The organism is Gemmobacter sp. LW-1, from assembly GCF_001303875.1.
GTDB classification, from domain to species: Bacteria; Pseudomonadota; Alphaproteobacteria; order Rhodobacterales; family Rhodobacteraceae; genus Gemmobacter; species Gemmobacter caeni.
Genome location: NZ_LJSC01000040.1, coordinates 1 through 23013 on the forward strand (window position 1 = coordinate 1; position 23013 = coordinate 23013).

A 23013-nucleotide genomic window follows, 5' to 3' on the forward strand; every position below is an offset into this window, starting at 1 on the left:
CCGTCGATGGTCAGGACATCGCCCTGCCGGGACAGGGTGAGGGCGGAATCGGCGCGGAAGGGCGAGAACGAGATCTGCATGGGTGGTCCTCCTCAGAACCAGCGGCCGATGGCGGTCAGGCCGGGCAGCGAAAGGGTGCCCGACGAGGCATAGGAGAAGACGCGGTACTGCACACTGCCGACCGAGGGCGCGTTGATCCCCAGCCAGCGCGCCGCATTGCCGCCGCCCCCTGTCACCACAGGGGCGGAGAGGAACGAGGCCGGGAAGGTCCATGTCAGCAGGTTGCTGTGCATGTAGATCGGCCCGGCTGCGGTCGCGGCATCCACCCCGGCGGCAATGACCGTGCAGATCTGGGTGCCGTCAGCGAAGCGGACATATTCGCCATTGGCATTGCTGCCGCGTTCGATGACCTTGCCGGTCGGAACGCCGCCGGACTGGGAGACCGTCCCGAGCAGCGATCCCTGATGGAATTGCTCCACCCACGGTCCCCAGCCGGATGTGCCCCAGCTTCGGGAGAACTCCCGCAGGGCCGATGCGATGGAGGCGCCGCCGTAGCTGATGAACTTCTGGATCACGTTGGTGGTGCTGCGCGCCACCACGATCAGGGCGCCAGCACCGGAGATCCCCGGCGGGTAATTGTTCCCGGTCGTGTTGGCCGATGACGAATTGTAGAAAAGCCCGGAAGTCAGGATGGTATCGAGATTATCCGCAGCGGTCAGAGAAATTGCGGTGCCCAGACCGAAATCGCCAGTCTTCAGCAACCGCCCGGCGGCGGTATCCTTGTCGTTCTGGGTCACGGCGGTGCCGAGCAGCTTGCCGTTGAGCGTATAATCGCTGCCCGCCCGCGAGAGGGCAGAGCCGCCCAGCAGACCACGGGCCTGCGATGTCAGGTCTGCCAGTTGCGCAGAGCCTGCGCCATCGAACCACGGCAGCTTGTTCGCCATCGTTTCCAGCGCCGCAAGCGCCGAAAGATTGCCGTTCGAAAGCTCCTCCAGCAGTTCCCGCGCCGAGGCCAGCGCGCGGGTCATATCCGGCGTGAAGCGGACCTCGTAGTTCACAGCGGTCTGGGCGGCCCCCGGCCAGGGATAAGCGAGCGTGAGCGAGGTCGCGCTGTTGACGCTGGCGATCCTGACACTCAGCCTGGCCGCCCAGAACATGTCCCCTGCCTCCAGCCCGGCCGCTTCAAACGAAGTCCCGCTGCCGGTGACCGAGGTCGATCCGGCGCCGACAGTGACCGTGCCGGTGGAATAAGATGTGGGAAGATCAGCCATGGGTCATCTCCTGTGCGATGCTGTCGGGGTCCGGGCGGGCGCTGGCCTCCAGTTCTGCGATGCGGGCTTGCAGATCGGCGATGGCCTGCGCCTGGATGAGGCCGCGCTGCCGCAGATGGTCGATCAGCGCATCTGCTTCGGCCAGGGCGACGGCGGGGGCGATGGAAACGGATGTCATCGTGGTCCTTTCAGGTGGGTTTGACCGGCCATGAGACCGATCCGGGGTAGCCGGGCTGGGAGGGGATATCGCGCAGTTCCTGCCGATATGTCGCCCATTGGGCCTGTTTGGCGGGCGTGAGGGGGGCATCAGCCAGCTGCGTCCAGTCGCTGTCGCTCAGCAACTGATCGCGCTGCTGAAGAACATCGACATCGCTGCTGATCGCGGAGCCGCGTCAGTTCCGGCAGGTGCGGCATAGGTGGCGACGATCCAGCCGGTCAGGCCGCCGAAGGTGACGTTCAGCCAGCGCCGACCGCCAAACAGCCCTTCGCGGTTCACGGGGACGATGGCCTGATCGGGGATCGCGGCGAGGATGTTGGGGTTGAAGCTCGGCCAGCGCCTGAGGTTCAGCGTGGTGCCGGGGGTCTCGATCCGGACGAATTCGTCCCCGCCGACCACATCGCTGCCCGCTTCCGCCACCGCTTCGGCAGGGTCATCGCGCCCCAGTACCCGGGCGCGGATCGCGTCCAGCGGAAAGAGCGGGTTGGTATCGACCTTGCGGCCGGGGCTGACATACCAGTGCGTGGTGATGTCGCGCAGGGTCGGGATGCCTGCAAAAAGCGCCTGCGCCAGCTCCTCGACCGCCGCGATCTGCTCGGGCGTATAGGCCATCCAGGTGCCCTTGCCGTGTTCGGGCGTTTCGACATCCGCAAGGGTGTAGCCGCCGATCTGGCCGCCCGGCCCGAAATCCTGCCCCCACCAGGCCAGCACCGCGCCACCCGCGCCGCGCTGCATCCGGCCGGGGTTCACGATCTCGATGCCGATGGCGAAATCATTGCAGCCGCTGCGGCCGTGATAGGAGGATTGCCCGGCATGGGCGGCGCGGCGGTTGGTGGGCACCAGCTGACTGACGGTGCCATCGCGTTCCACCACGAACTGCACGCTGACCGCCGGGGAACTGGCCAGATAATCGCGGCTGTTGAACTTCTCGAGCCGCCCGGCCGTGTCGTGAAGGATGATGATTTCCGGGGTGATGATGCCGCCGATCAGCTTGGCCGCGCGGTAGTCGATCCCGTCAATCCGGTGGTTCTTCAGCTTCATGGATGCCCTCGTCGAGGGGCATCAGCGCCCCGTTATCAGGGGCAGAATGGCGGGTGAAAGGCCTTAAAAAACATCCGCAACGGTTTGCGGATCAAAACAGCTTGAGTTGCCGGGGATCGAATTTCGGCGGGGGGCGCCGCCGCCCCTTGCGCCGGAACCAGCCCCGGACGGTGGCATCGGTCACATGCAGGCGGCGGGCGATATCCGCCGTGGTCATGCCCTCGTGCCGCATGCAGACCGCAAGCCAGGGCTTCGCGATCGGCACCCGCAGCTTCTGGCCCGAACTCATCATCCGGCTCAGCGCCTGGGCAAGCGCCAGCGTCCGGTCCTGACCGAGCCGCTGCACGATCAGCGAGCGGCTTCTCGGGTTGGCGGGCAGATAGACCTCGGTCCCGCCGAACTCGAGCAGGAAGGCCATTGCCCCCTTCTCGCCCAGCACATCGACATAGGGCTGCACATGCGCGGGGGCACGGGGCGCGCGGAAGCCATCTTCCCATTCCATATCCCCGGTCATGGCTCGGCCCCGAACCTGCCGCAGGCATGATGGCCCGGCCAATGCACCATCACAGGCCCCCGCGAATGACGGTGCCAAGGGTATTGCTGACCTTGCGCCAGTCGGCGCTGCCCAGCTGGTCCAGCGTCGGGCGCTGGCCCACCACCGCGAACACCTTTGCACGGAATGCGGTCTGATCACTCAGCGAGGATGCGGGATAGAGGTGGCACCACTGCGCCCAGGCAATCTTCGCGCCATGATCGCGCAGCCAGTCGTAACCGTTGGTATTGCCCCACATCACGCCGCGTTCCCGGCGCAGCCAGTCCTTCAGCGCCTCGACCGCCTTGTCGGCCAGCACCGGGTCGCGCAGCCAGTTCGGGTGATCGATCCTGCACTGCCGCTTGACGAAGCTGGCTTCTACCCCATGGCCCGGCGCGCAAAGCGCTGGGCCTGATCCTCACAGCAGCTACGGTCCTGCTGTTCCTCCTGAACCTGCGCCGCACCGGTGAACGCGCCGGGCGCGCCGCCGAACGGCTTGACGCCAGAGAGAGAAACTATGCCATCCACCGCCAGATGCTCGACGCCGCCGCCCGCCGCCCTCCTGATCGTGATGCTCTGGCTGAGCGCCTGCGCGATGGGCGGTTCTGACACCCGCGCACCTTGCCCGTCCGTAGTCGAGTACACCGCAGCAGACCAAGCCCAGGCCGCCGATGATGTCGAGGCGCTGCCCGAAGGGGCCGTCGTCGTCCGGATGCTCAGCGACTACGCCGTGTTGCGGGATCAGGTGCGGGCGTGCCGGTGAAATCTGTTTCAGGCAGCTGAGCGAATGCAACTCCGTCTGCCTCAGAGGATTCGGGTTCCGGTGGAACAAGAAATTTAAGTGCTTCGCTATGATAAACGGGCGCATTCACCTTCGGCAGAGAATGCGCCCGCATGTTTCAATGGCCGGACACCGGCCACTGGGCCGGTGAAAATTCAAACCAGCCTGGCGGGCTCCGAGCGGGTCCGCCGCCATCCCCACCGCCGCACTTGATCCGGCCCATTGTCCGGCGTCTCCTGTGGTCCCCGCGCTTTCGGGTCCGGGTCCCCATCGTCGACAAGAAGCTGGCCGAAGACCTACGCGCCTCTGTTGCTTCCCGCCTCCGTCGACGAAACTGGCTGCGCGAGGCCTGCGACGATCTGGCGAAACACGCCGAGGATTTCACCGTGGTTCTTGTCGAGGTAGCGGGCGAGACGGTCATTCTGCAAAAGCCGCTCGACATAGCGACCGGCCACCACCAACCGAAGGTGATCGGGTCCAAGGGTGCCTTCGATCTGCTTTATGTTCTTTTGCAGGTTGGCCATCTCGGCCTTCATTCGCTCGGCTTGTTCGCGCGTTACGCCTGAAGGTGGCTTCGTTGCAGCCGGGTCAACCAGGTCAGTGGCGTCAGATGCTGCGAGGATCGCCTCGACATAGGGCACAGTGTAGTTGTTGGCCGCGATCATCAGTTCCGCCGCCTGAATCTGCCGCAGGGGCTTCATCTTCCGCAGGGACCGGAAGCTGTTGATCGGGCAGTGCCTGGCCTTCAGCAGTTCGGCTGCCTCCGGACAGATGCCGTTCAGCAGGGTCCGCTTCTGTCGGATCAGCGCGATGTTCACATTCAAGGCTGCCGCGATGCGGGCCTCCGATACGCCGCGCTCGACCGCGCGCAGGATCATCTTGTGCTCCTGGATCGTGGCGAGGCGGCTGATGCGCTTGTTGTAGGTGAAGGATTCGTCGTCGGTCGCCACCAGGCAGGTGACGGTCGTCTCGCCCATTTCCTTCAGAACATGCAGCCGAACATGGCCATCCAGAAGGATGAAGGACCCGTCCTGCCCAGCCGCGCGGGCGACCACCGGCGGTTCGATCAGCCCGACCTCGCGGATCGACGCGGCGATCTGCCCATATTTCTGACTCTTGGGCACGGTGACTGGCAACTGCTTGACCGGCAGGATCGCATCGATCGGGATCGTGCGGAGGTTCGCCTCGAATCCCGGGTTCTTCGGCGGAGGCATTCTCCCTGTCTGTGTCATGCTCTTGGCTCCCGCAACCCGTCGATGATAATGCGCGGCAGGCTGTCGAGGCCCTCGGCACGGAGCAGCGTCAGAAAGTTCTCGTCCTTCAGCAGAGACTGAAATGCCGCATCGAGAAACAGGAGGCTGCTGCGCGTCGACTGCGCCCTGCGGACCATGTCCTGCTGTCGCTCGGCCTCGGCGCGATAGGCTTTGACCAGCGCGGCAGAAGTCATTCGCGCGCCTGGCTGTTTGTTCCGCGCGCCACCTCGCTGCTTGCCGTGACGGTGGCGCAACTCGACCAGCCGCCGCGCCTCCAGCAATTTCTTTCCGCGCAGTTCACCGGAGGCATAAGCAGCCTCGAGCGCCTTCTGCACGTCCTTCTCCTCGGCCCGCGTGATGTAGAGCGCGATGCTGAGCGGCATTTGCCCGGTCTCGACCGCGATCAGCAGGCGTTCTTCACCGTTGGCGATCAACTCACCAATTTCATGGACATAGGCGAGGGAAAGCCCCGTCTTGTCGGCGATCTGATGGTCCGAGTAGCCCCGGTCCCGCAGGATGGCGATGTCCTGCAACAGCTCGAGCGGCCGCTGCTGGCGGCGGGCGATATTCTCGATCACGCTGCGCAGAAGTCGCTCGGGCTCGCTCGCATCCACGACGATGGCCGGAATGTGGGTTGCCCCAAGGGCGACATAAGCCTCCATCCGACCCTGACCGCAGACCAGGCGATAGGACACTCCCGTCTCTTCATCGACCCGGGCGACGGTGATCGGCTTTTTCAGCCCGACCCTGCCGATACTGTCGACAAGCGCGCGGAAGGTCTTTTCCGAGCGTTCACGCGGGTTCTCCACCGTGATGGCGGAAATCGGGATGATCTGCACTTCGTCCCGCATCTCGACTTCGCTCACCATGGTGCCACCTCGGCAACCGGTACTCGGCGGGCCATGTCGAAGAAGAAATCGAGCGTTTCAAATCGGAAAGCGTCCAGCATCAGGCCATTCTCCTCGGCAAGCCCCAAGGGTTTTGTCCGCATCTCTAATTGGGGCAGCAGGTAATAGTCGAGCGCGGAGGTGTTCGTTCGGTCCATCCGAATGGCAATGGTGATGTCCGGGGCGAGGCCGGTGTCGAAACGGATTTTCCAGCGCAGGCCGCCGGTGGAGGTTTCGCGGCAGCGGGCGACGACGACGGAGGCGGTGAATTCGCCATTGATCGTCAGCAGGTCGGTCGCCGGATTGCGCGCCACGGTTCCGCCGAGCCGGGCGATCTCGCGGATTACGCGCGGGACCTCGTCGCCGTGGAACAGCCGCAGCAAGCGGTTCACTTCGATGTAGTGGTAGTCCCGGTCCGGTGTGAAGCCAACGAGGGAATAGGCCCGGATCAGGCTGCCGAACCGATGGGCATAGGCGCCGCTGGACGGCATTCCTTCGGCCTCGTCGATCACCAGACCGGATATGTAGCCGAGGCGCTGGAACAGCCGGGTCAGGCGATCCAGCATTTCCTCGTCCGAGAATCGGCGGTTTCGGGCGGCGATGATAGCCTGCACCTTCTGAAACCGTTTCGGTTCGACGATGGCATCGAACGCCCCTTCCGACCGGATCCACATCTCAGGGCCATTCGCGACCCGCTTCTGCTTCAGCTTGAAGGAGCGCCGGTTATAGACGTTGTTGCCGATGTATTTCTCGTTGGTCAGGATCTGCTGCACGGTGGAGCGGGTCCAGGCCCGGTCGAGATCGGTCAGGATCCCGCGCTCGTTCAGTTCGGCCGCAATTTCGCTTTCCGAGCGGCCGTGCTTGAGGAACCGGCTGTAGATCCAGCGCACGGTCTGCACCTCAGCGTCGGGTCCTGGCACCAGGATCACCCGGTCTGTCTGCAAGCTCTTGTGCTCACCGCGCTTCAGCTCCGCCTTCGCTTCACCCCGTTCGTCAAGCAGGACCCGGCGAAGGCCAAAACCCGCCGCACCGCCCTGACGGAAGCCGCGTTCGATCAGGCGGCACTGTCCGATGAAGACCTTGTTGGAAAGTTCCCGGCTGTATTCCCCCGCCATCGCGCGCTTGACGCTCTTGACGATCGTGGCAACCGGACCTCCGTCATTTTCGAATTGCTCGGCGCAATACTCGACCTGCTTGTTGGCGCGACGGCAGATGTATTCGTAATAGGCGGATTCATCGGCGTCCTGAAAACGGCCCCATCGGCTGACGTCATAGACAAGGATCACCTCGAAATCCGCGGTGCCGTCCTGCACATCCTGGATCAGCTGCTGCAGCGCCTCGCGACCCTCGATCCTGAGCCCACTCTTGCCCGCATCGGCATAGGAGCGCACCAATTCAAAGCCGCGTTCCTCCGCATATTTGCGGATCGCGTCTGATTGGTTTTCGGTCGAGTATTTCTGATGGTCCGTCGACATGCGGACATATTCAGCCGCACGGCGCTTTGGCGGGGAGTTCGCCGGTTCTTTTCTTGAGGGCAGCTCTCTGCCTGCCATGCCCGTCTCCAGATCAGTTCATGCAGGCGTCTCCGTCTGGTCGGACCCGGGGTATTGGCTGGGGCGCAAAATGGAATCTGCCGCTGTGTTGTCTTCTCCACTGGTTTACCGGAGGAGGACGCCGCGATGCGGATCAAGATGGGCACATCTGTGCCGAAAATGGGCACAACTGTGCACCTGGACGCCGATCAGACCGCGTATCGCACGGCCATTGCCGATGCCCTGCGCCGCGAACTGGGGCCGACGCATCAGGCCATCAAAACGGTGATGCGCTGGACCGGAGCGAGCGAGCGGACGGCCAAGTACTGGCTGTCTGGCGAACGCGGGCCTAGCGGAGAGCATCTGATCCGGCTCGCGCAACATTCCGATGCGGTGTTGATCACCATGCTGATCATGGCCGAGCGACTTCCGGAGCAACGGCGGCACAGATGTACCGATTGTCCTGCGCGCGAGCTTGTGTTGCAAGACCTCGGACAGGAACAGAAATCGTCCGGGGGTTCCTGACATGCAAGGAAGCGGCTGGATTCCACCCCGCCCAAGCGTTCAGGAAACAAGTCGCAACAATGTTCATGCGGAGATTAGAACCCCCATTCTCCGCATTAGTTGCGGCGAATGAGAGGGGATCATGCTTTGATACCATTTTCTTGTCAGTCTCTGTCACCAATCTGGCTTGACGGCAGACTGCTGGCGACAACGCCCCTTGATGTCAGAATAGATCCATATTCCGTTGCCAAGCGATCTTCGTGTGACTAGGTTGGCGTCAAATCCCGTTGATGACAGAATCGGCACAACTATGATCACCAAAACCTACGATCTTACGGATGCCGTCACCTATCACATGGGCGGCTTTCCCCCTGGCTCACTCGAGTACGAGGTGCTTCTCGGACCCCTTGAAGAGGCAGCGGCCTCCCTTGCCCGATACGATGCAAAGATGTCGGGAATGGTGAACAGCGAGTTGTTCCTCGCCCCGCTGCGTCGCCAGGATGCGGTCACCTCGTCCCGGATGGAGGGGACGATCTCGACCATCGAAGAGCTGTACCGCCTTGAAGCCGAAGAAGACGCGGGCAGCGCCGACCCTTATCGGGAAGCGCGCAACGACGACGTCGAGACCTACCTTTATTCCCGCGCACTGCGGAATGCCCAGCAAGCCCTCGCCGACGGCGCCCCGCTTGGCGAACACCTGATCCGGACTGCCCACCAGCAGCTGCTGTCCTTTGGCCGGGGAGCCCGCAAGCGCCCCGGCAGCTACAAGGTTGAGCAGAACTACATCGGGGATGAACGGCAGGGAAGGATCTACTACGTTCCGATTGCCCCGGAGCAGCTGGGCCCGGCGATGGGCGAACTGGTCCGCTACATCAACGAAAGCACGATGCGGCCATTGATCCGCACCGCCATCGCGCATGTCGAATTCGAGGCTCTGCATCCGTTCGAAGACGGCAACGGTCGGATCGGCCGGATGCTGATCACCCTGATGCTGTGGAAGCTCGGCGTCCTGCATCAGCCGAACTTTTTCGTGTCGGGTTACTTCGAGGCCAACAAGGACGAGTACATCGAGCGGATGCGGGCCGTTTCCGCCAAGGGCGATTGGACCGGCTGGGTGGTATTCTTCCTCCAGGCGATGCACGCCCAGGCGACGGTCAACATCCAGACGGCCGACGCGATCTTCCGCCTTCACGGCGAGATGCGGGAGCGGTTCCGCGAGGTCCTGAACTCGCAGTTCCATGATCAGGCGCTGGACTTCGTCTTCGCAAGCCCGATCTTCCGCAACGACCGCTTCGTCGAACGCTCTGGTATCCCCCCGTCCTCGGCGCGCGCGTTGTCCCGACGGCTGGTCGAGGCAGGCATGCTGCGCACCATTGAACCGGCTTCCGGACGACGTGCGGCGATGTACGCCTTTGATCCGCTGCTTGATCTGCTGAAGGTGTGACGGTCACCCAGTCGCGCAGCTCATCCATGCTGCGCGTCACCCGCCGGTAGTTCCTGGCAAGCGTGCGGACATTGTCGGCACGGCGGGCCACCTCGTCTGAGATATCCTGTGCAATATCCGCCAGACCATCGGCCAGCGTCTGTATGGCATTGCCGCGCGCCTCGGCCTCGGCCGCAATGCCATCCGCCACCCCGGCAATCTGGTCTCCCAGCGCCTGCACCGCATTGCCCCGGGCCTGCGCTTCGTCACCGATCAACCCGACAAGCGCATCGACCTCGCCATCGACCCATTGCTGGAGCGCATCGACCTGGCCGAGGATTTCCGTCTCCAGCTGCGACCAGTCGAGATCGGCGGGGCCGAGTTTCAGGCTGGCGGTGGTGGCGCCGAGCCAGCCGGGCGCTGACCTCATAGGCGGTGGCGGGCAAGAGGCCCGCGCTGATCACCGTGCCGCCCTCGGCCAGAACCGGGATCACTCACGGCGGCCTCACTCGCACGCGATGACGCTTCGTGGAAATCGACGAATGCAGATAGGTCAGCGTGTCAGCGTCATCGAGCCAGCGGCATTCCGGCATGAAGCCGTCGAGCAGCGCCAGCACGCGATCCGTGCGATCGATGAAGCCGCGCATCAGCTCATGCGGATTGACGCCGGATTGTTCGCGACCTTCATAGAGCCAGGTTTCGGCACGGGCGGCATCTTCGGCAGGTGGCAGCCAGAGGAAGGTCAGGAAATAGCCGGATACGAAATGCGTGCCCGCTTCCTCGAATCCGGCCTTGCGCTCGGCATCGACCAGTGCGGAGGCCGCATCCGGAAACTTGCTGTCGGGATAGGTCGCGGCTTCGGAGCGTTGTGCCTCGACGAAGATCGACCAGCCGGAGCCAAGACGCCGCACGGCGTTGTTGATGCGACCGGCAACCGCAACCAGTTCGGCGGCGACAGCAGAATCCAGATCCGGTCCGCGAAACTTTGCCGTCCTCTGGAAGCTGCCATCCTTGTTCAGCACAATGCCGGGGCCAACCAGGGCTGCCCATGGCAGATAGTCGGATATGAGATCACCTCCGGTTCGTCAGGTTGATGCGGCTGCCGGAGACGGCGGCGCGCTATGGCGAACCATGGGAAGTGATCGGCGGCGTGTAGCGTGCCGCATTTGCGTACATACGCAGACGGCACCCCCGAAAGGGGCTATATCAACGCGAAAAGGCGTGAGATTTCAGCAACTCAGGGAGGCCGATGCGGATTCGCCCAAGACATCAGCACGCAGTTCGGCTATTAGTACAGATGGAGCAGACGCACTGCTCCGGGGGCGTAGTAACCCCTGACTAGCGGTTGGTGTCGGCCGTGACGGCACCAAACTCCTTGACCCTATGGTCGGGGAGCCTGTGGCGTATGCAACAGGCTTTCCAGCTAAAGGCCATGGGGCCGTCTAGTCACGGTTACTAACTCCCCGATCACCAGGAGTCAGAGAGTTTTATTGCGGGGGCGAACCGCAGAAACTCTTCTGAAAGAAGGGGAATGACCGCGAAAGCACCCGTCGAACTTGATCCCTATGTGGATGATCTAGCGCCGTCCGGCAATGTGATGACCGTATATGACGAGCAGCATTTCGTGACCTATCTGCGCCTTCTCGACGCCAAGGCCGAGGATGCGGACTGGAAGGAAGTGGCGCGAATTGTTCTGCACCGCGATCCGGCATCAGATAAGATGCTAACCCGGCGATGCTGGCAGAGCCATCTGGAACGCGCCCAATGGCTGTCGCGGGAAGGTTACAGGCAGGCTGCGGCAAACAGGAATCGGTGAGACTGCCTCATTTGTCCTTTGAGCGCGGACCTGGCTTTACCGGATAATGCAAAAGTAGCCGATAGCCCCCGCGCATCATCCTGATGCCGTGGGAAACAAGACGACGTGCCTTATTCTTGCGCGGATCAGTCTCGAAATCTTCCTTGTTGCCACGGAAGCCGAGTAGCACCTCGGCAACGGCACGATAGCTTTCGCCATGAAGCCGTGCGTCCAGCGCCCGCAGCGACAGAAGGTGCCATTGGCGAAGCTGCGCTGGCATGGTGCGAGTATCCGGCCCGGGAGAGCGACCGGTCAGGCACCGCCAGAGGCGGCGGGCCGCATGGGCGCGTAATTCCATGAACTCGTCCATAGGCAGGATTGCAGCATAGAAAGCTGCCGCATCGATCGCGCCCTGCGGCAGCCAGAATTGATGCTCCATCCCACCGATACGCCAGATTGCGTGCCAGCCATCCGGCGCGCGGCGCAGGATCAGGCCATCGAGATGCGCAAGAGCGACAAGCCTCCTGTCATCGGGATTGTTCTGCTCGACCGGTGACAGAATAATAGCCTGCGGATTGAAATGCGGCGACCAGAAAGGCGGTGCGCTGTCAGGCTGCGCGTCGGGGTCGTGTGCGAAATCGCACCCCCCAGCGGGAAGCAAAGGCGTCAACCTCTTCTCCCGCGGGTTCTCTCCTTTGCGCGAGTCTCTCGACGTCATGGCGATAGTCTTCGTTACGACGAAGATATTCCCAGGCGAAACCGGCGGGCGGAAGGTCTTTAATGCGTTTATAGGCCGCCGGATTACGCCAATCTATGCTCTGCATGGCGCGTCCTCCCAAAGCCGGACGGCGCAAGGCCACATCCGACCTGAAAAGGCTGCGGTATTGAATGGTTTTGCGGTAGCGTGCCTAACGCGATAAGTGGATCGCCTAACCCGATCAATCCATTCAACAATCTCTCGTTAGCACTGTTGCGCACCACTTGGGAGACACGCTGACGACATTCCCGTGTCAGTGATCGAAGCCGAATGGCGGAAACGCGCGACTGCGTGGTTCCGGCGCAGCCGAGAGCGCGGCCCGCAGGGCGACACCTTGATTTTTGAAGCCATCAGCGCTAGGTATATCCCTATTGAATATCCCGAAAGCAGGAGGCCGCCATGACCAGCTCAACCGTATTCACCAGCAACCGCAGTCAGGCCGTGCGCCTGCCGAAAGCTGTGGCTTTTCCCGAAGGCGTACATCAGGTGGACATCCTGAAGATCGGTCGCAGCCGTGTGATCGTGCCGCAGGGCAAACGATGGGATGACCTGTTCCTGCATGGCCCTCGCGTCAGCGATGACTTCCTGACCGAGCGTGAACAGCCAGCGTCAGAAGAGCGTGAGTCCTTCTGATGCTCACCTACATGCTTGATACCAATATCTGCATCTATGTGATGAAGACCTATCCGCCTGCCGTGCGCGAGAAGTTCAATGCGCTGGCGGATCAGCTTTGCATATCTAGCATCACCCTTGGCGAACTGCACTATGGGGCGGAAAAATCCGCACGACGCAGCGAAAACCTGATGGCGATTGAACATTTTGCGGCGCGGCTGGACGTTCTGCCTTTCGGCGACAAGGCGGCTGCCCATTACGGGCAGGTCCGCGCCGAACTGGAGCGTGCGGGCACGCCTTGTGGGCCGCACGACATGCAGATCGGCGCACACGCCCGCAGCGAAGGGCTGATCGTGGTGACGAACAACATGAAAGAGTTCATCCGCATGCCCGGCGTACGCGTGGAGAACTGGGTGTAGCGGTTGCGGTGGGCGCGACGGGTTTCCCACGGGCATAAGAAAGGCCCCGACCTTGCGGTCGGAGCCTTTGTGCCGCGCCTCAGTCGCCGCGGCGACCGTTGGGGCGGGACCAAATGAGGGAGAAGGTGTCGCCTTCCTCGTCATCGAAGAGGTTGGCGTAGATCGGGGCGTTGAAGCTCGGATCATCCAGCTTGAGGCCCAGATAGTCTCGGCCCTCGCCCGAGCGCTTGGACCAGGCGGCGCCGATTTCGGCGCGGCCGACCAGAACCCGGTGGCTGGGGGCGTTCTCGCCGTTGGCGCGGAGGTCGGGAACGATGCGCACGCCCTTGGCCTGGACGCTGAGGGTGACGATTTCGCCGGTGAATTCGTTCGAGCCGGTCTTCTTGAAGGTGCCGATGGTTGCCATTTCAGGTCTCCGTTTTCCGTTTCCGAGCCCGCACCATTGCGGCCTCTATGGCGATCGACCGGCCGGAGACGAACGCCGGCGCACCCCCTTTGGGGGCTGGACAGCACAGGAGAAACTTTCTTGTTCCGCGCGGAATGGCGGCAATACCGGGGTCCCCATGCGGCTTGCCGCATGGGGTGGGCCGTCAGGGGAAGAAAGTTGTGACGACGCTGTTGCGCTAAAGCGGTCGAAGCGCATCGCGCTGTTGTTCGGCCAGATCCGGCCATTAAAGAGGCCGTTTGGAGCGGTCGAGACACGGGGGCGAGTGGAGACGGCGGCAACCTTGGGGTTCCCTCAGTATGACCAGACTGACAACAGCGGCATCTCTGTAACCCAGCACTTCAGGCCGTGTGGGCCCTTCTCCCTGGCCATGTCCACCCGTATCACCCAATCCGGGTTTCGAGTCTGACCGCGACTATGGCACTGAGTTTTCGCGCTCCGCGCGGGACCGGGTCAGGGCATCAAGCCGATCCGAGTGTGTGTAGTCTGCCGCAAAGACTACGCATTTTGCCATGAAGCTGGCGGCGATTTTTAGATGACCGAGTCTGGGAAGTGGCAGTAGACTCAGTTTGAGCGCCCCGGCGAACGCCGAGATGCGTCGACTTTTTCAACGGCGCCCGGCAAGAAAGCTGCAATGGCAGGTGATAGGAGAGACCGTGAAGGCTCAGATTCAGACGAACTATGAAGAGCGGCTTTCTCGCTATGTCACGCTGATCCAAGGCACGGAGCCGCCGGGTCTCGTACCCAAGTTGGCTGTCTATCGCGAGCTTCTCCGGCAGCACGGCATGCATGGGGCCCGACTATGGAAAATCGAGCCGGTCCTTCATCCCCTGATTTACTCAGCCGAGACCGACCTACATCTTGCAACGGCAAGACTGCTGGAGGACCCGCGTCGAGCAGAGGGAAGCTTGTTCGCATTCCTCGATTTCTGCATCAAGAACCAAGCGAACATAACGTGGAAGTCCGGGCCACCGCCGGTCGATGTTCTGGACAAACAGCTCAATGAGCTGGAATCGCGGCGCAACACGATCAATGCTATTATGGGGCGCCGCGACAAGTTCTTCGCTCATCTCGACAAGCGCTATTTCAAGGAGCCGGCGCGTATTTACCTCGACTATCCGCTCGACGCGGACGACGTAATCGCGCTGGTGAACGCCGTGATTGGGGTGATCAGCGAGCACCAGTGGAAATTGAAGGGGGGTGCCGCCATAAGTGTCGCCGAATTCTACACTACTGGCGTAGACAATATGGTGCGCAATCTGGCAACTGGTCGCCGCATGAACTTCCCGGGGCAACTAGACTGACCAAATAGCCGACACTGGCTCCGGGGAATTGGTCACAAGCGGACATAGGAAAGGAAGCGGCCGATCGGCAACCCTCGGTGCTTCACGACTGCGCTCAGCATCTCATGCGCGAGAAAGGCTGGAGTCCGTAGGGCCGGTCGCGGCCATACCCGCAACGCGCAAGAACGCAGTCACGCCGACCGCAATTGCCCCGATCACCGAGAAGATGAGCTGCCATGTCTCAGACGGCATCATGTGCTTGACGATACCGAGGGTGGCGTAGAACCCGGCCATCCCAGCTGGAGCGACGAAGGCCAGAGCAATCAGCAAACGCGCCCAGATCGGGCGGATCAGCATGAGCAGGCCCTGACCGACTGCCAGTGTCAAACCGGCGGCGAGAAGACCGACGACGATGCCGCCGAGCCAGCCAGCCCCCGTACCATAGGCCCAGGTGCCTGCATTCATACCGATGAAGAACGGCAGGGCGAAGACGGCGAGATTGAACAGCAACCAGCACATGGTGCCGATGGCTGCGATGGAAACGAGCATTCCGAGAATGATCATGGTGGTGTATCCGTGCGAAAGGTTGGACGGTTGCGCCTTCCACCACCACCACGGCGCACATCGACATATAGCACGAATTTGCCTGTCTGAGCGAAATGGAATGATCGGCGGGCGCTGTCGTCATGCTCATGATGAGGTGGGAAGGCAGCGCTCACGCGCTACCGATCCCGAAACGATAGACCGGGATGCCCATCTTGCGGGCCTTGTCGGCCAGGTTGTCCTGAATGCCCGTGCCGGGGAAGATGATGACCCCGATCGGCATGATGCCGAGCATCTGGTCGTTGCGCTTGAACGGTGCTGCCTTGGCATGTTTTGCCCAGTCGGGTTTGAAAGCGACCTGTGCGACCTTGCGGTTATTGGCCCAGGTGGCCGCGATGCGTTCCGCGCCCTTGGGCGATCCGCCGTGCATCAGCACCATGTCCGGGTGCTTGGCGTGGACCTGATCGAGCTTGGTCCAGATCGTCCGGTGATCGGTGGTGTCGCCGCCCGAGAAGGCGATTTTCGGTCCGGCGGGCAGCAGCACCTCGTTGTCGGCCCGACGTTTTGCGGCGATGAAGTCGCGGCTGTCGATCATGGCCGAGGTCATCTGACGATGGTTGACCCGTGAGCCGGAGCGTTGCGACCAGGGCGTTCCGGTGGTGCGCAGATAGATGTCGGCGGCGGTATCGCGGAAGGTTTCCATGCTGTCGCGGCGCTCAATCAGGCTTTGGCCCGCGCCGATCAGGGTTTCGAGCTGGACGGATTTGACCTCGCTGCCATCCTGTTCACGCTGAAGGCGCTTCTGTGCCTGCTCGTTATCGTCGAGTTTGGTCTCGATACGCTCGACAGCGCGGTGGAAGGTGTTGACGGTGGACCACATGATCTCGTCGAGGTCGAAATCGAGGCTGGTGTCGGCCATGGTGGAAATCAGGGCGTCGAAGATGTCGGAGACTGCGCCCTGGATGACGTGATCTTCGGGTGTGATCCGGGGATCGGCCTCGTCTTCGGAGGGACGGTAGCACAAAGAAGCGCAGTTTCCACGAGATGATCTCGCTGAAGAGGCCGTAAGCCCGAAGCCGGTCGCGCATTGCATCGGTAAAGCCGGTCAGTTCGATCCTGTTGGCGCCCATGACGCGGACGCGGCGCAATTGCAGCCCTTCGGCGAGATCGAGGATCGTGCGACCTTCGATCAGCGCGGCGTAGGCGGCATCCGGTGTCAAACTTTTGGTGACACCACTGGTCGAGGCATTGGCGGCCCAGGCCGGCGATACCCGGCGACCGATGATGCGTTCGCCCTCGTCGGTCTGGAGGCGATAGACGCGGGAGGAGTCCTGCGGCAGGCGTTTCCAGATCGGCAGAAGGAGTCCCGTCACCATATGCAGGATGCTGTCGGTGAACTCCGGCACCTCGGCCAGTTCCGCCTTCCAGGCTGCGCCGAAGTCGGCAAGGTCGGCCTCGATCCAATAGGTCTCGCCCATCGCCCGCACCGAAATGTCATCGCCTCCATGGGACGGATAAGCCGCACGCGCCGTTCGATCTCGCCATCATCCAGCATGACGCTGGTGGTCGGGATCTGCACGGCGGCGCGACCGGATCGCTCGTTGATGAGCAATCTTGCGCGGGGGTCATCCAATTCCGCCAAGGCGGTATCGAGTGTGACCGGCTGGCGGTGACCTCGGGCGGGGCGAAGAGCTTTTACCTTTACAAGCGGATCGAGGGGCGGCCCGAGCGGCTGCTGTTGGGGCGGTTTCCCGATCTGACGATTGAGAACGCCCGCAAGGCCGCGCAGGAGGCCAAGGGGCAGATTGCGCAGGGCGTCAATCCGCAGAAGGAAAAGCGCGCGGTGCGCGATGAAATGACCTTTGGCGCGCTGTTTTCCGACTATCTGGAAAAGTATTCCAAGGTGCATAAGCGGTCATGGACCTATGACGAGCGCGAGGTGAACAAGTTCCTGTCGCACTGGTTCAAGCGCAAGATTTCCAGCATCGACAAGGCGGAGGTGGAGCGGCTGCACGCCAAGGTCGGCAAGGAGAATGGGCTATATCAGGCGAACCGGCTGCTGGAACGGATACGCTCCATCTTCAACAAGGCGATTGACTGGGGCTGGGCCGGGGTGAACCCGGCTGTGGGCATCCAGAAATACCGCGAGAAAAGCCGCGACCGTTTCCTGCAACCGGACGAGCTGCCGCGCTTTTTTCAGGCGCTGGCGAACGAGCCGAACGAGACGGCGCGGGATTTCTTTCTGCTGTCGCTGCTGACCGGGGCGCGCAAGTCGAACACGCTGGCGATGCGCTGGAAGGATGTGAACTTCACGACCGAGACATGGCGGATCGAGGAAACCAAGAACTCCGATCCGCTGACGGTTCACCTGCCCCGGCAGGCGGTCGATCTGCTGAAGGCGCGGAAGCTGGCCTCGGACAGCGCTTGGGTGTTTCCGGCTGACAGCGCCTCCGGGCATCTGGCCGACCCGAAGAAGGCTTGGGCGCGCATCCTGAAGGAAGCGGGGATCGAGAACCTGCGGATTCACGACCTGCGCCGCACGCTGGGCAGCTATCAGGCGGCGACCGGGGCGAATGGCTATATCATCGGCAAATCTCTGGGGCATCGCAGCCAGCAAAGCACGGCGATCTATGCGCGGCTGAACCTTGATCCGGTGCGGGACTCGGTGAACAAGGCGACCGAGGCGATGTTCGGGTATATGACTCCTGTCAATGGTGAAAATTAAATGGACGAAACTTCCAGCCCCATGACGCAGCTATCCAGTGTCTATATTCTGGATGAAGAAGGTAACGAGATTTCCTGCGCTGAGCTGTTCCCCGCGGAGTTTTTTCACGCCCTCACCGCCCATATGAGAATTACACCAGATGACGACGCGCTTCAGGATTTGAAGGCCGGACATGAACAGGCGGTTTCTGCCTATATGTCGTCAAAGCGTGACCTTGCAAACAAAACGACGCTCCGACAGGATAACAAGCATCTTGAGTCTATCGCCTATCATGCCGACAAGTTGGTGGAGCTACTGGCTGGGCTGTGCAGCCATCCGCCCGCAAAGGAACGACTATCTGCCGAGATAGTCGCGAACCCGACCGCCTTCACGGGACGAAAGGGAGTTTCCCTTTCCCTGCTGTTGGATATGGACCGGGAACACACCCTTTTTACAATCCAGCAATTAATTTCTGACCTTTGGGCGAGCGCCAAACGCGCGCAGATCAAGCCGCGCCCGGACCCGGTTTGGCGTGGTTCACTGTTGAGCGAACACCCTGAGCATTACAAACTTGCATTGCTCTCACACGCTGCATTGGAACCGTCTCTGGTCCACGAGGATACTCAGCGCACCTACCGAAAGAAATCGGAACCCATCATCGCCTTTATCACAGCTTTCGCCGGGACATGGCGCAGGCATTGCGATTTGACCTATGGCGCAGGGATGCACCTGCGCGAAAGTGGCGGAACAAAATCTGTTGCGGTTGACGCTGTTCACCTGTCAATAAACCGTCTGGACGCGAAAATTAAACGTTCTCAAATTGTCACAGCTTTCCGCAAATGGTCCGAATCCGAACCGGAAATATCGCAGATTTGAGAGATTTATAGACACCAAAATCTGCGATCCAGAATATTCGCTTCAGCGCTGAATTGCTGACAATTTCCGGCTGTGACCAACCACAACCGGAGATTACCTGAATGACCTCGCCCTTTCCGCAAATCCTGATGACGCCTGAACAGGTGGCCGAATGCCTTGGCGTTTCGGTGGAAACCCTGAATGTCTGGCGCTGCACCAAGCGCTATAATCTGCCCTATGTGAAAGCCGGGCGTCTGGTGCGCTACCGGCGGGCGGATGTGGAGGCTTTCGTGGCCTCGCGCCTGCAAGGGGGGAAGTGATGTTTCACCCGCGCCATTCTGTCGATTTTGCCGCGATCAACCGCGCCTGCCTTGCGCGCTACCCGGCGCTTCTGGCGCGCTGGCTGCCCGATGGCCGCCTTTGCGGGCGGGAATGGGTGGCGCTGAACCCGACCCGGCCCGACCGGCATCGCGGTTCCTTCTGCATCAACATAGATCGGGGGGCGTGGGCGGATTTTGCGACCGGCGACCGGGGCGGCGATCCGGTCAGCCTTTACGCCTATCTGCATTACCTGAGCATGACCGAGGCCGCCCGCGCGCTGGCGGCGGAACTGGGGCTGCGCTGATGGCTTTCGATCTGACCGCCCTGCCCGTTCATCCCAAGGCTGGGAAGCCCGCCGTTAGCCATATCTACCGCGATGCCTCGGGCTTGCCGGTGCTGGTGGCAAATCGCTATGAGCCTGCCGGGCACCGCAAGTTCTTCCTGCCCTACGACGTGGCGCGGGGCGAATGGAAGGCTCCGGCGATCCGCCCGCTTTACCAACTGGACCGCCTTGCCGCCGCGCCCGCTGACCCGGTGCTGTTTGTCGAGGGCGAGAAATGCGCCGATGTGCTGGCAGGTCTGGGCTTTCTGGCGACCACCAGCTTCGGCGGGGCGAAGGCGCTGGCCAAGACCGACCTCGCACCCTTGGCCGGGCGGCGCGTGGTCATCTGGCCCGATCACGACGCACCGGGCCGGGCCTATGCGACCGAGGCCAAGGCCGCGCTACTGGCGCTTGGCTGTTCGGTCGCGGTTCTGGATATTGTCGCGCATTTGCATAAATTTACGCATAAACACGCTGAAATCAGCGCTTTTCCGCGTGGTTGGGATGCTGCCGACGCGGTGGCCGAAGGCATGACTGCGCTGGAATTGGCGGGAATTATCGCGAATGTGCTGGATGCGGAAAATGCTGTAATTTTGCGTAATTCCGCTGAAATTGCAGTAAAATCTGAAGAAATCGGGATGAATATGGAACTTTGGCACAGCCCCGACCGCGAGGCTTTCGCCTCGGTCGCGGTGCAGGGCCATGTCGAACACTGGCCCATTGCCGCGCGCGCCTTCCGTGAACTCATATCCTACCGGCACCGGCAGGAAACCGGCAAGATGCTGTCAGCCACGGCGCTGGAAGATCATTGCCGGGCGCTGTCGGGCGAGGCGCTGTTTGACGGCGCGTGCCATCGCACCTTCCTGCGCATGGGCGAGGCCGGGCGTAGCCTTTACCTCAACCTGGGCGATGTGGCATGGCGTGGGGTGGCGATTGACGCGCAGGGCTGGCAGGTGATCGAGCGGCCCCCGGTCCGCTTCCAGTGCGCGCGTTCCATGGCTGCGCTGCCGGAGCCGGTGCGCCAGTCGCAGGGCATCGCGGCGCTGCGGCCCTTCCTGAACACCGGCAGCGAAGAGGACTTCCGTATGATGGTGGCGTGGCTCTTGGGCTGTTTCCACCCGCGCGGCCCCTATCCCATCCTGATCCTGACCGGCGAACAGGGCAGCGCCAAAAGCACCACGGCAAAGGTGCTGCGCAGCCTGATTGACCCGGCGAACCCGATGGCGCGCAGCGCGCCGCAGTCCGAACAGGATCTGGTGATTGCCGCCAAGCACAATCACGTCATGGCCTTTGACAACCTGTCGGGCGTCAAGCCGGTACTGGCCGATGCCCTGTGCCGTATCGCCACCGGCGGCGGCTTCGGCACCCGCAAGCTGCATTCCGACAGTGACGAGGTGCTGTTCACCGCGACCCGGCCCATCCTCTTGAACGGCATCCCCGACCTTGCCAGCCGCCCCGATCTGGCCGACCGGGCGATTGTGGTGCATCTGCCGGTGATTGCCGCAACAGCGCGGCAGTTCGAGGCGGAGTTCTGGAAAGCCTTCGAGCGCGCCTCCCCCGGCATCCTTGCCGCCCTTCTGGACGCCACCAGCTGCGCCCTCGCGCGTATCGGTTCCGTGACCCTGCCGGAGCGGCCCCGCATGGCCGACTTCGCCAAATGGATCACGGCAGCGGAACCGGCGCTTGGCTGGCCGGAGGGCGCATTCCTGCAAGCCTATGCCAGCAACCGTCAGCACACCCAAGCCGCCGCGCTGGACGGCAACCCGCTGGCCGAAGCGATCCTCGCCCTGCTGGCCGCGCAAGGCCCATGGCAAGGCATCGCCACCGACCTGCTGCGCGCCCTGCGCCAAACCGCCCCGGCCCTGACCGCCGACCCGGACAGCTTCCCCCGCTACCCCAACAAACTCACCAACGCCCTCCGCCGCGTGCAACCCCTGCTGCGCGGACGCGGCGTCACCCTGACCCAAGACCGCGAGAGCGGCACCGGCCAGCGCGTGATCCGCTTGGAATGCGCGTGAAGTATCGTCACAGCTGTCACAACTGTCACAGACCCAAGCCTTGCAAGGAAGGGATTGTGACAGCTGTGACGGTTGTGACGATAGAAAGAGGGAAGGTAGCGAAGGGTCGGGAGCCGACATACGGCAATGCGGCTTGGCGCCCACAGCAAACTTGTCGGAGCAGTCGTTCCGACAGACAGCAGCTAGATCGCGGTCAGATAGGCCGTGAGGGTGGAGAGCCGAACGACCGCATTGCGGAACGGCGCGGCGGCGACGCGGGTAAAGCAGTCAGTCAAGCAGGTTGTTGCTGAAGTGGGGTTCGGTGCGAGGGTAGTAGCAACCAGAGATTAAAAGGTTTACAGATCTGGCAGCCACGGTTAGCCCTATGATAACGGCAGCTTGATGTCTTTGGTGTCAAAAATCAATCGGTGATGGTCAGATGAAAATACTTACAATATTTAATAATAAGGGCGGAGTTGGGAAAACAACCCTTACTTACCACCTATCTCATGCATTCGCGGAAATGGGGCAGAGGGTCCTGTTGGTGGACCTCGACCCTCAATGCAATCTGACCATAACGGCTCTCGAAATGGAGCAAATACACGATATTTGGGCTCCCGAAGATCCTTACATGGATGATTTTGGTGCCGCATCTACCAATATCGATGAAATGGTTCAATCTCCCAGATCTATTCACTTCCTCTTGAAGCCAACGGAGGATGGGAAAGATGATATCGGGGACCTGCCGCCGCCTATTTCGCTAGCCGAGAATTTGGACATTATTCCCGGAAGGCTAACGCTTCATCGCTTTGAGGCTAAAGTCAGCGAGCGATGGAATAGTGTCTACAGTGGTGATCCGCTTGCAATACGAACGATAACCAACATTAGAAGGTATGCGCATCAATACGCAGAGGCGTACGGCTATGACGTTGTCGTATTTGATACTTCGCCAAGCTTAGGCGCATTGAACAAGAACATACTTACGCTAGCGGATGCATTTTTGATCCCCTGCACGCCGGATCTATTTTCAGTCTACGGAATCAGGAATATTGGGCAATCACTGGATGAGTGGTCTAAGCAATTCGATACTGTTTATAATGTCATATCAACAACTAAGAGAGAGCAGTTCCCTGATCACTTCGTGAAGCTCATAGGTTTTACGATTTACAATGCCAAGAAATACGATGGCCCAAATAACGATTTACAGTTGGCAAAAGCACATCAGCATTATGCCGCCCAGATACCGGGGACAATTCGCGACTTTATTTCGCAGAATGTTTCATTGCCGTTTGATGAAATTCTAGAAGAGTCCATCGGTGGGAACTCTGTCATCCATACTCACAATACCTTTCCAAGCATGGCTCAGAGATACCATGTGCCCATGTGGGAAATTCCAGACATAGAAGTTGAGGAGGAAGATAAAAACACCGTGCGGGGTAACTCTAAAAAGTTCCGCGCAACGCAGCAAGCCTACCATAATTTTGCCGCAGAGGTTCTCCAGCGCCTTGACGAGGTTTGA

27 protein-coding genes and 2 pseudogenes are annotated in these 23013 nt (G+C 61.5%); 12 read left to right on the plus strand and 17 right to left on the minus strand.

The features are described 5' to 3' along the window. Positions 1 to 92: 92 nt before the first annotated feature. The 10 genes from AO684_RS10390 to AO684_RS10430 form a co-directional block, all read right to left on the minus strand. On the minus strand, positions 93 to 1271 hold the full coding sequence (locus AO684_RS10390; protein ID WP_054302690.1) for a pyocin knob domain-containing protein: 1179 nt from the start codon (positions 1269 to 1271) through the stop codon (positions 93 to 95). Continuing rightward, the gene (locus tag AO684_RS10395; protein ID WP_054302691.1) at positions 1264 to 1449 is read right to left on the minus strand and encodes a hypothetical protein; all 186 of its coding nucleotides are present in this window, start codon (positions 1447 to 1449) and stop codon (positions 1264 to 1266) included. Before AO684_RS10395 ends, AO684_RS10390 begins: the two co-directional genes overlap by 8 nt. A gap of 10 nt (positions 1450 to 1459) precedes the next feature. Continuing rightward, a complete protein-coding gene (locus AO684_RS22570) occupies positions 1460 to 1612 on the minus strand; it encodes a tail fiber assembly protein (protein WP_199750779.1) in 153 nt (50 codons plus the stop codon). Then, positions 1606 to 2529: an N-acetylmuramoyl-L-alanine amidase gene (locus AO684_RS10400; RefSeq protein WP_054302692.1), complete on the minus strand. Its 924-nt coding sequence runs from the start codon at positions 2527 to 2529 to the stop codon at positions 1606 to 1608. The genes AO684_RS22570 and AO684_RS10400 overlap by 7 nt, the downstream gene beginning before the upstream one ends. Positions 2530 to 2620: 91 nt before the next feature. Beyond that, complete coding sequence (locus AO684_RS10405) at positions 2621 to 3043, minus strand: helix-turn-helix domain-containing protein (RefSeq protein ID WP_235451264.1); 423 nt, start codon at positions 3041 to 3043, stop codon at positions 2621 to 2623. A gap of 49 nt (positions 3044 to 3092) precedes the next feature. Continuing rightward, the gene (locus tag AO684_RS10410; protein ID WP_054302693.1) at positions 3093 to 3380 is read right to left on the minus strand and encodes a hypothetical protein; all 288 of its coding nucleotides are present in this window, start codon (positions 3378 to 3380) and stop codon (positions 3093 to 3095) included. Between the two features lie 59 nt (positions 3381 to 3439). After that, positions 3440 to 3673, minus strand: a complete 234-nt coding sequence (locus AO684_RS22575) for a hypothetical protein (RefSeq protein WP_161806008.1) — start codon at positions 3671 to 3673, stop codon at positions 3440 to 3442. A gap of 465 nt (positions 3674 to 4138) precedes the next feature. Next, positions 4139 to 5056, minus strand: coding sequence for a plasmid partitioning protein RepB C-terminal domain-containing protein (locus AO684_RS10420; RefSeq protein WP_235451265.1), 918 nt, complete (start codon positions 5054 to 5056; stop codon positions 4139 to 4141). 14 nt (positions 5057 to 5070) lie between these two features. After that, positions 5071 to 5964, minus strand: coding sequence for a ParB/RepB/Spo0J family partition protein (locus tag AO684_RS10425; protein ID WP_054302696.1), 894 nt, complete (start codon positions 5962 to 5964; stop codon positions 5071 to 5073). Beyond that, positions 5958 to 7535 carry a recombinase family protein gene (locus tag AO684_RS10430; RefSeq protein WP_054302697.1) on the minus strand — a complete coding sequence of 526 codons (1578 nt, stop codon included), beginning with the start codon at positions 7533 to 7535 and terminating at the stop codon, positions 5958 to 5960. Before AO684_RS10430 ends, AO684_RS10425 begins: the two co-directional genes overlap by 7 nt. A 126-nt stretch (positions 7536 to 7661) precedes the next feature. On the opposite strand from AO684_RS10430, the gene AO684_RS10435 reads away from it, so the two are divergent. Next, entirely contained in the window at positions 7662 to 8039 is a 378-nt protein-coding gene (locus AO684_RS10435) for a hypothetical protein (RefSeq protein WP_054302698.1), read from the plus strand. Positions 8040 to 8328: 289 nt separating this feature from the next. After that, positions 8329 to 9462: a Fic family protein gene (locus AO684_RS10440; RefSeq protein ID WP_054302699.1), complete on the plus strand. Its 1134-nt coding sequence runs from the start codon at positions 8329 to 8331 to the stop codon at positions 9460 to 9462. 485 nt (positions 9463 to 9947) lie between these two features. Here AO684_RS10440 and AO684_RS10445 read toward each other — a convergent pair. Beyond that, positions 9948 to 10508: pseudogene (locus AO684_RS10445) on the minus strand (conjugal transfer protein TrbE); the annotation flags it as partial. A 464-nt stretch (positions 10509 to 10972) separates the two neighbouring features. Between AO684_RS10445 and AO684_RS10450 the strand changes: the two are divergent. Further along, positions 10973 to 11257 carry a DUF2285 domain-containing protein gene (locus AO684_RS10450; protein ID WP_054302701.1) on the plus strand — a complete coding sequence of 95 codons (285 nt, stop codon included), beginning with the start codon at positions 10973 to 10975 and terminating at the stop codon, positions 11255 to 11257. A gap of 7 nt (positions 11258 to 11264) precedes the next feature. Here AO684_RS10450 and AO684_RS10455 read toward each other — a convergent pair whose 3' ends face one another. Together AO684_RS10455 and AO684_RS22580 are read right to left on the minus strand one after the other, a co-directional pair. Next, positions 11265 to 11906, minus strand: a complete 642-nt coding sequence (locus AO684_RS10455; RefSeq protein ID WP_235451266.1) for a DUF2285 domain-containing protein — start codon at positions 11904 to 11906, stop codon at positions 11265 to 11267. After that, a complete protein-coding gene (locus AO684_RS22580; protein WP_082400887.1) occupies positions 11845 to 12060 on the minus strand; it encodes a transcriptional regulator domain-containing protein in 216 nt (71 codons plus the stop codon). The genes AO684_RS10455 and AO684_RS22580 overlap by 62 nt, the downstream gene beginning before the upstream one ends. Before the next feature lie 332 nt (positions 12061 to 12392). Between AO684_RS22580 and vapB the strand changes: the two genes are divergently transcribed. Then, on the plus strand, positions 12393 to 12626 hold the full coding sequence (vapB, locus tag AO684_RS10460; RefSeq protein ID WP_054302702.1) for a type II toxin-antitoxin system VapB family antitoxin: 234 nt from the start codon (positions 12393 to 12395) through the stop codon (positions 12624 to 12626). Next, complete coding sequence (locus AO684_RS10465; protein ID WP_054302703.1) at positions 12626 to 13024, plus strand: type II toxin-antitoxin system VapC family toxin; 399 nt, start codon at positions 12626 to 12628, stop codon at positions 13022 to 13024. Before vapB ends, AO684_RS10465 begins: the two co-directional genes overlap by 1 nt. Positions 13025 to 13103: 79 nt before the next feature. Here AO684_RS10465 and AO684_RS10470 read toward each other — a convergent pair whose 3' ends face one another. Beyond that, positions 13104 to 13430: a DUF736 domain-containing protein gene (locus AO684_RS10470; RefSeq protein WP_054302704.1), complete on the minus strand. Its 327-nt coding sequence runs from the start codon at positions 13428 to 13430 to the stop codon at positions 13104 to 13106. A gap of 695 nt (positions 13431 to 14125) precedes the next feature. Here AO684_RS10470 and AO684_RS10480 point away from each other — a divergent pair. Continuing rightward, positions 14126 to 14773, plus strand: a complete 648-nt coding sequence (locus tag AO684_RS10480) for a hypothetical protein (protein ID WP_054302724.1) — start codon at positions 14126 to 14128, stop codon at positions 14771 to 14773. Positions 14774 to 14875: 102 nt separating this feature from the next. On the opposite strand, the gene AO684_RS10485 is transcribed toward AO684_RS10480, so the two are convergent. The 3 genes and pseudogenes from AO684_RS10485 to AO684_RS21285 all read right to left on the minus strand — a co-directional run. Next, a complete protein-coding gene (locus AO684_RS10485) occupies positions 14876 to 15316 on the minus strand; it encodes a hypothetical protein (protein ID WP_054302706.1) in 441 nt (146 codons plus the stop codon). A 151-nt stretch (positions 15317 to 15467) separates the two neighbouring features. Next, on the minus strand, positions 15468 to 16388 hold the full coding sequence (locus tag AO684_RS10490; protein ID WP_369814591.1) for a DUF2493 domain-containing protein: 921 nt from the start codon (positions 16386 to 16388) through the stop codon (positions 15468 to 15470). Further along, positions 16315 to 16973 (minus strand): annotated as a pseudogene (locus AO684_RS21285) (methylase); the annotation flags it as partial. The pseudogene AO684_RS21285 and the gene AO684_RS10490, both read right to left, overlap by 74 nt. Between AO684_RS21285 and AO684_RS10495 the strand changes: the two are divergent. From AO684_RS10495 to AO684_RS10520, 6 genes are all read left to right on the plus strand, one after another. Beyond that, the gene (locus tag AO684_RS10495; protein ID WP_235451267.1) at positions 16965 to 18020 is read left to right on the plus strand and encodes a site-specific integrase; all 1056 of its coding nucleotides are present in this window, start codon (positions 16965 to 16967) and stop codon (positions 18018 to 18020) included. The pseudogene AO684_RS21285 and the gene AO684_RS10495 sit on opposite strands and share 9 nt — an antisense overlap. Beyond that, the gene (locus tag AO684_RS10500; protein WP_054302707.1) at positions 18021 to 18875 is read left to right on the plus strand and encodes a hypothetical protein; all 855 of its coding nucleotides are present in this window, start codon (positions 18021 to 18023) and stop codon (positions 18873 to 18875) included. 101 nt (positions 18876 to 18976) lie between these two features. Beyond that, the gene (locus tag AO684_RS10505; protein ID WP_054302708.1) at positions 18977 to 19174 is read left to right on the plus strand and encodes a helix-turn-helix domain-containing protein; all 198 of its coding nucleotides are present in this window, start codon (positions 18977 to 18979) and stop codon (positions 19172 to 19174) included. After that, positions 19174 to 19479 carry a hypothetical protein gene (locus AO684_RS10510; protein ID WP_054302709.1) on the plus strand — a complete coding sequence of 102 codons (306 nt, stop codon included), beginning with the start codon at positions 19174 to 19176 and terminating at the stop codon, positions 19477 to 19479. Before AO684_RS10505 ends, AO684_RS10510 begins: the two co-directional genes overlap by 1 nt. Then, complete coding sequence (locus tag AO684_RS22255) at positions 19479 to 21515, plus strand: hypothetical protein (protein ID WP_054302710.1); 2037 nt, start codon at positions 19479 to 19481, stop codon at positions 21513 to 21515. Before AO684_RS10510 ends, AO684_RS22255 begins: the two co-directional genes overlap by 1 nt. 418 nt (positions 21516 to 21933) lie before the next feature. Beyond that, positions 21934 to 23013 carry a ParA family protein gene (locus tag AO684_RS10520; RefSeq protein ID WP_054302711.1) on the plus strand — a complete coding sequence of 360 codons (1080 nt, stop codon included), beginning with the start codon at positions 21934 to 21936 and terminating at the stop codon, positions 23011 to 23013.

Excerpts from the sequence above, each read along its gene's own strand:
- AO684_RS10405 (WP_235451264.1), bottom strand. The coding sequence starts at position 3,043 with ATGACCGGGGATATGGAATGGGAAGATGGCTTCCGCGCGCCCCGTGCC.
- AO684_RS10520 (WP_054302711.1), top strand. The coding sequence starts at position 21,934 with ATGAAAATACTTACAATATTTAATAATAAGGGCGGAGTTGGGAAAACA.
- AO684_RS22255 (WP_054302710.1), top strand. The coding sequence starts at position 19,479 with ATGGCTTTCGATCTGACCGCCCTGCCCGTTCATCCCAAGGCTGGGAAG.
- AO684_RS10470 (WP_054302704.1), bottom strand. The coding sequence starts at position 13,430 with ATGGCAACCATCGGCACCTTCAAGAAGACCGGCTCGAACGAATTCACC.
- AO684_RS10465 (WP_054302703.1), top strand. The coding sequence starts at position 12,626 with ATGCTCACCTACATGCTTGATACCAATATCTGCATCTATGTGATGAAG.
- AO684_RS10435 (WP_054302698.1), top strand. The coding sequence starts at position 7,662 with ATGCGGATCAAGATGGGCACATCTGTGCCGAAAATGGGCACAACTGTG.
- AO684_RS10505 (WP_054302708.1), top strand. The coding sequence starts at position 18,977 with ATGACCTCGCCCTTTCCGCAAATCCTGATGACGCCTGAACAGGTGGCC.
- AO684_RS10420 (WP_235451265.1), bottom strand. The coding sequence starts at position 5,056 with ATGCCTCCGCCGAAGAACCCGGGATTCGAGGCGAACCTCCGCACGATC.
- AO684_RS10400 (WP_054302692.1), bottom strand. The coding sequence starts at position 2,529 with ATGAAGCTGAAGAACCACCGGATTGACGGGATCGACTACCGCGCGGCC.
- AO684_RS10395 (WP_054302691.1), bottom strand. The coding sequence starts at position 1,449 with ATGACATCCGTTTCCATCGCCCCCGCCGTCGCCCTGGCCGAAGCAGAT.
- AO684_RS10425 (WP_054302696.1), bottom strand. The coding sequence starts at position 5,964 with ATGGTGAGCGAAGTCGAGATGCGGGACGAAGTGCAGATCATCCCGATT.
- vapB (WP_054302702.1), top strand. The coding sequence starts at position 12,393 with ATGACCAGCTCAACCGTATTCACCAGCAACCGCAGTCAGGCCGTGCGC.
- AO684_RS10490 (WP_369814591.1), bottom strand. The coding sequence starts at position 16,388 with ATGCAATGCGCGACCGGCTTCGGGCTTACGGCCTCTTCAGCGAGATCA.
- AO684_RS22580 (WP_082400887.1), bottom strand. The coding sequence starts at position 12,060 with ATGCAGAGCATAGATTGGCGTAATCCGGCGGCCTATAAACGCATTAAA.
- AO684_RS10500 (WP_054302707.1), top strand. The coding sequence starts at position 18,021 with ATGGACGAAACTTCCAGCCCCATGACGCAGCTATCCAGTGTCTATATT.
- AO684_RS10390 (WP_054302690.1), bottom strand. The coding sequence starts at position 1,271 with ATGGCTGATCTTCCCACATCTTATTCCACCGGCACGGTCACTGTCGGC.
- AO684_RS10450 (WP_054302701.1), top strand. The coding sequence starts at position 10,973 with ATGACCGCGAAAGCACCCGTCGAACTTGATCCCTATGTGGATGATCTA.
- AO684_RS10440 (WP_054302699.1), top strand. The coding sequence starts at position 8,329 with ATGATCACCAAAACCTACGATCTTACGGATGCCGTCACCTATCACATG.
- AO684_RS10510 (WP_054302709.1), top strand. The coding sequence starts at position 19,174 with ATGTTTCACCCGCGCCATTCTGTCGATTTTGCCGCGATCAACCGCGCC.
- AO684_RS10430 (WP_054302697.1), bottom strand. The coding sequence starts at position 7,535 with ATGGCAGGCAGAGAGCTGCCCTCAAGAAAAGAACCGGCGAACTCCCCG.
- AO684_RS10485 (WP_054302706.1), bottom strand. The coding sequence starts at position 15,316 with ATGATCATTCTCGGAATGCTCGTTTCCATCGCAGCCATCGGCACCATG.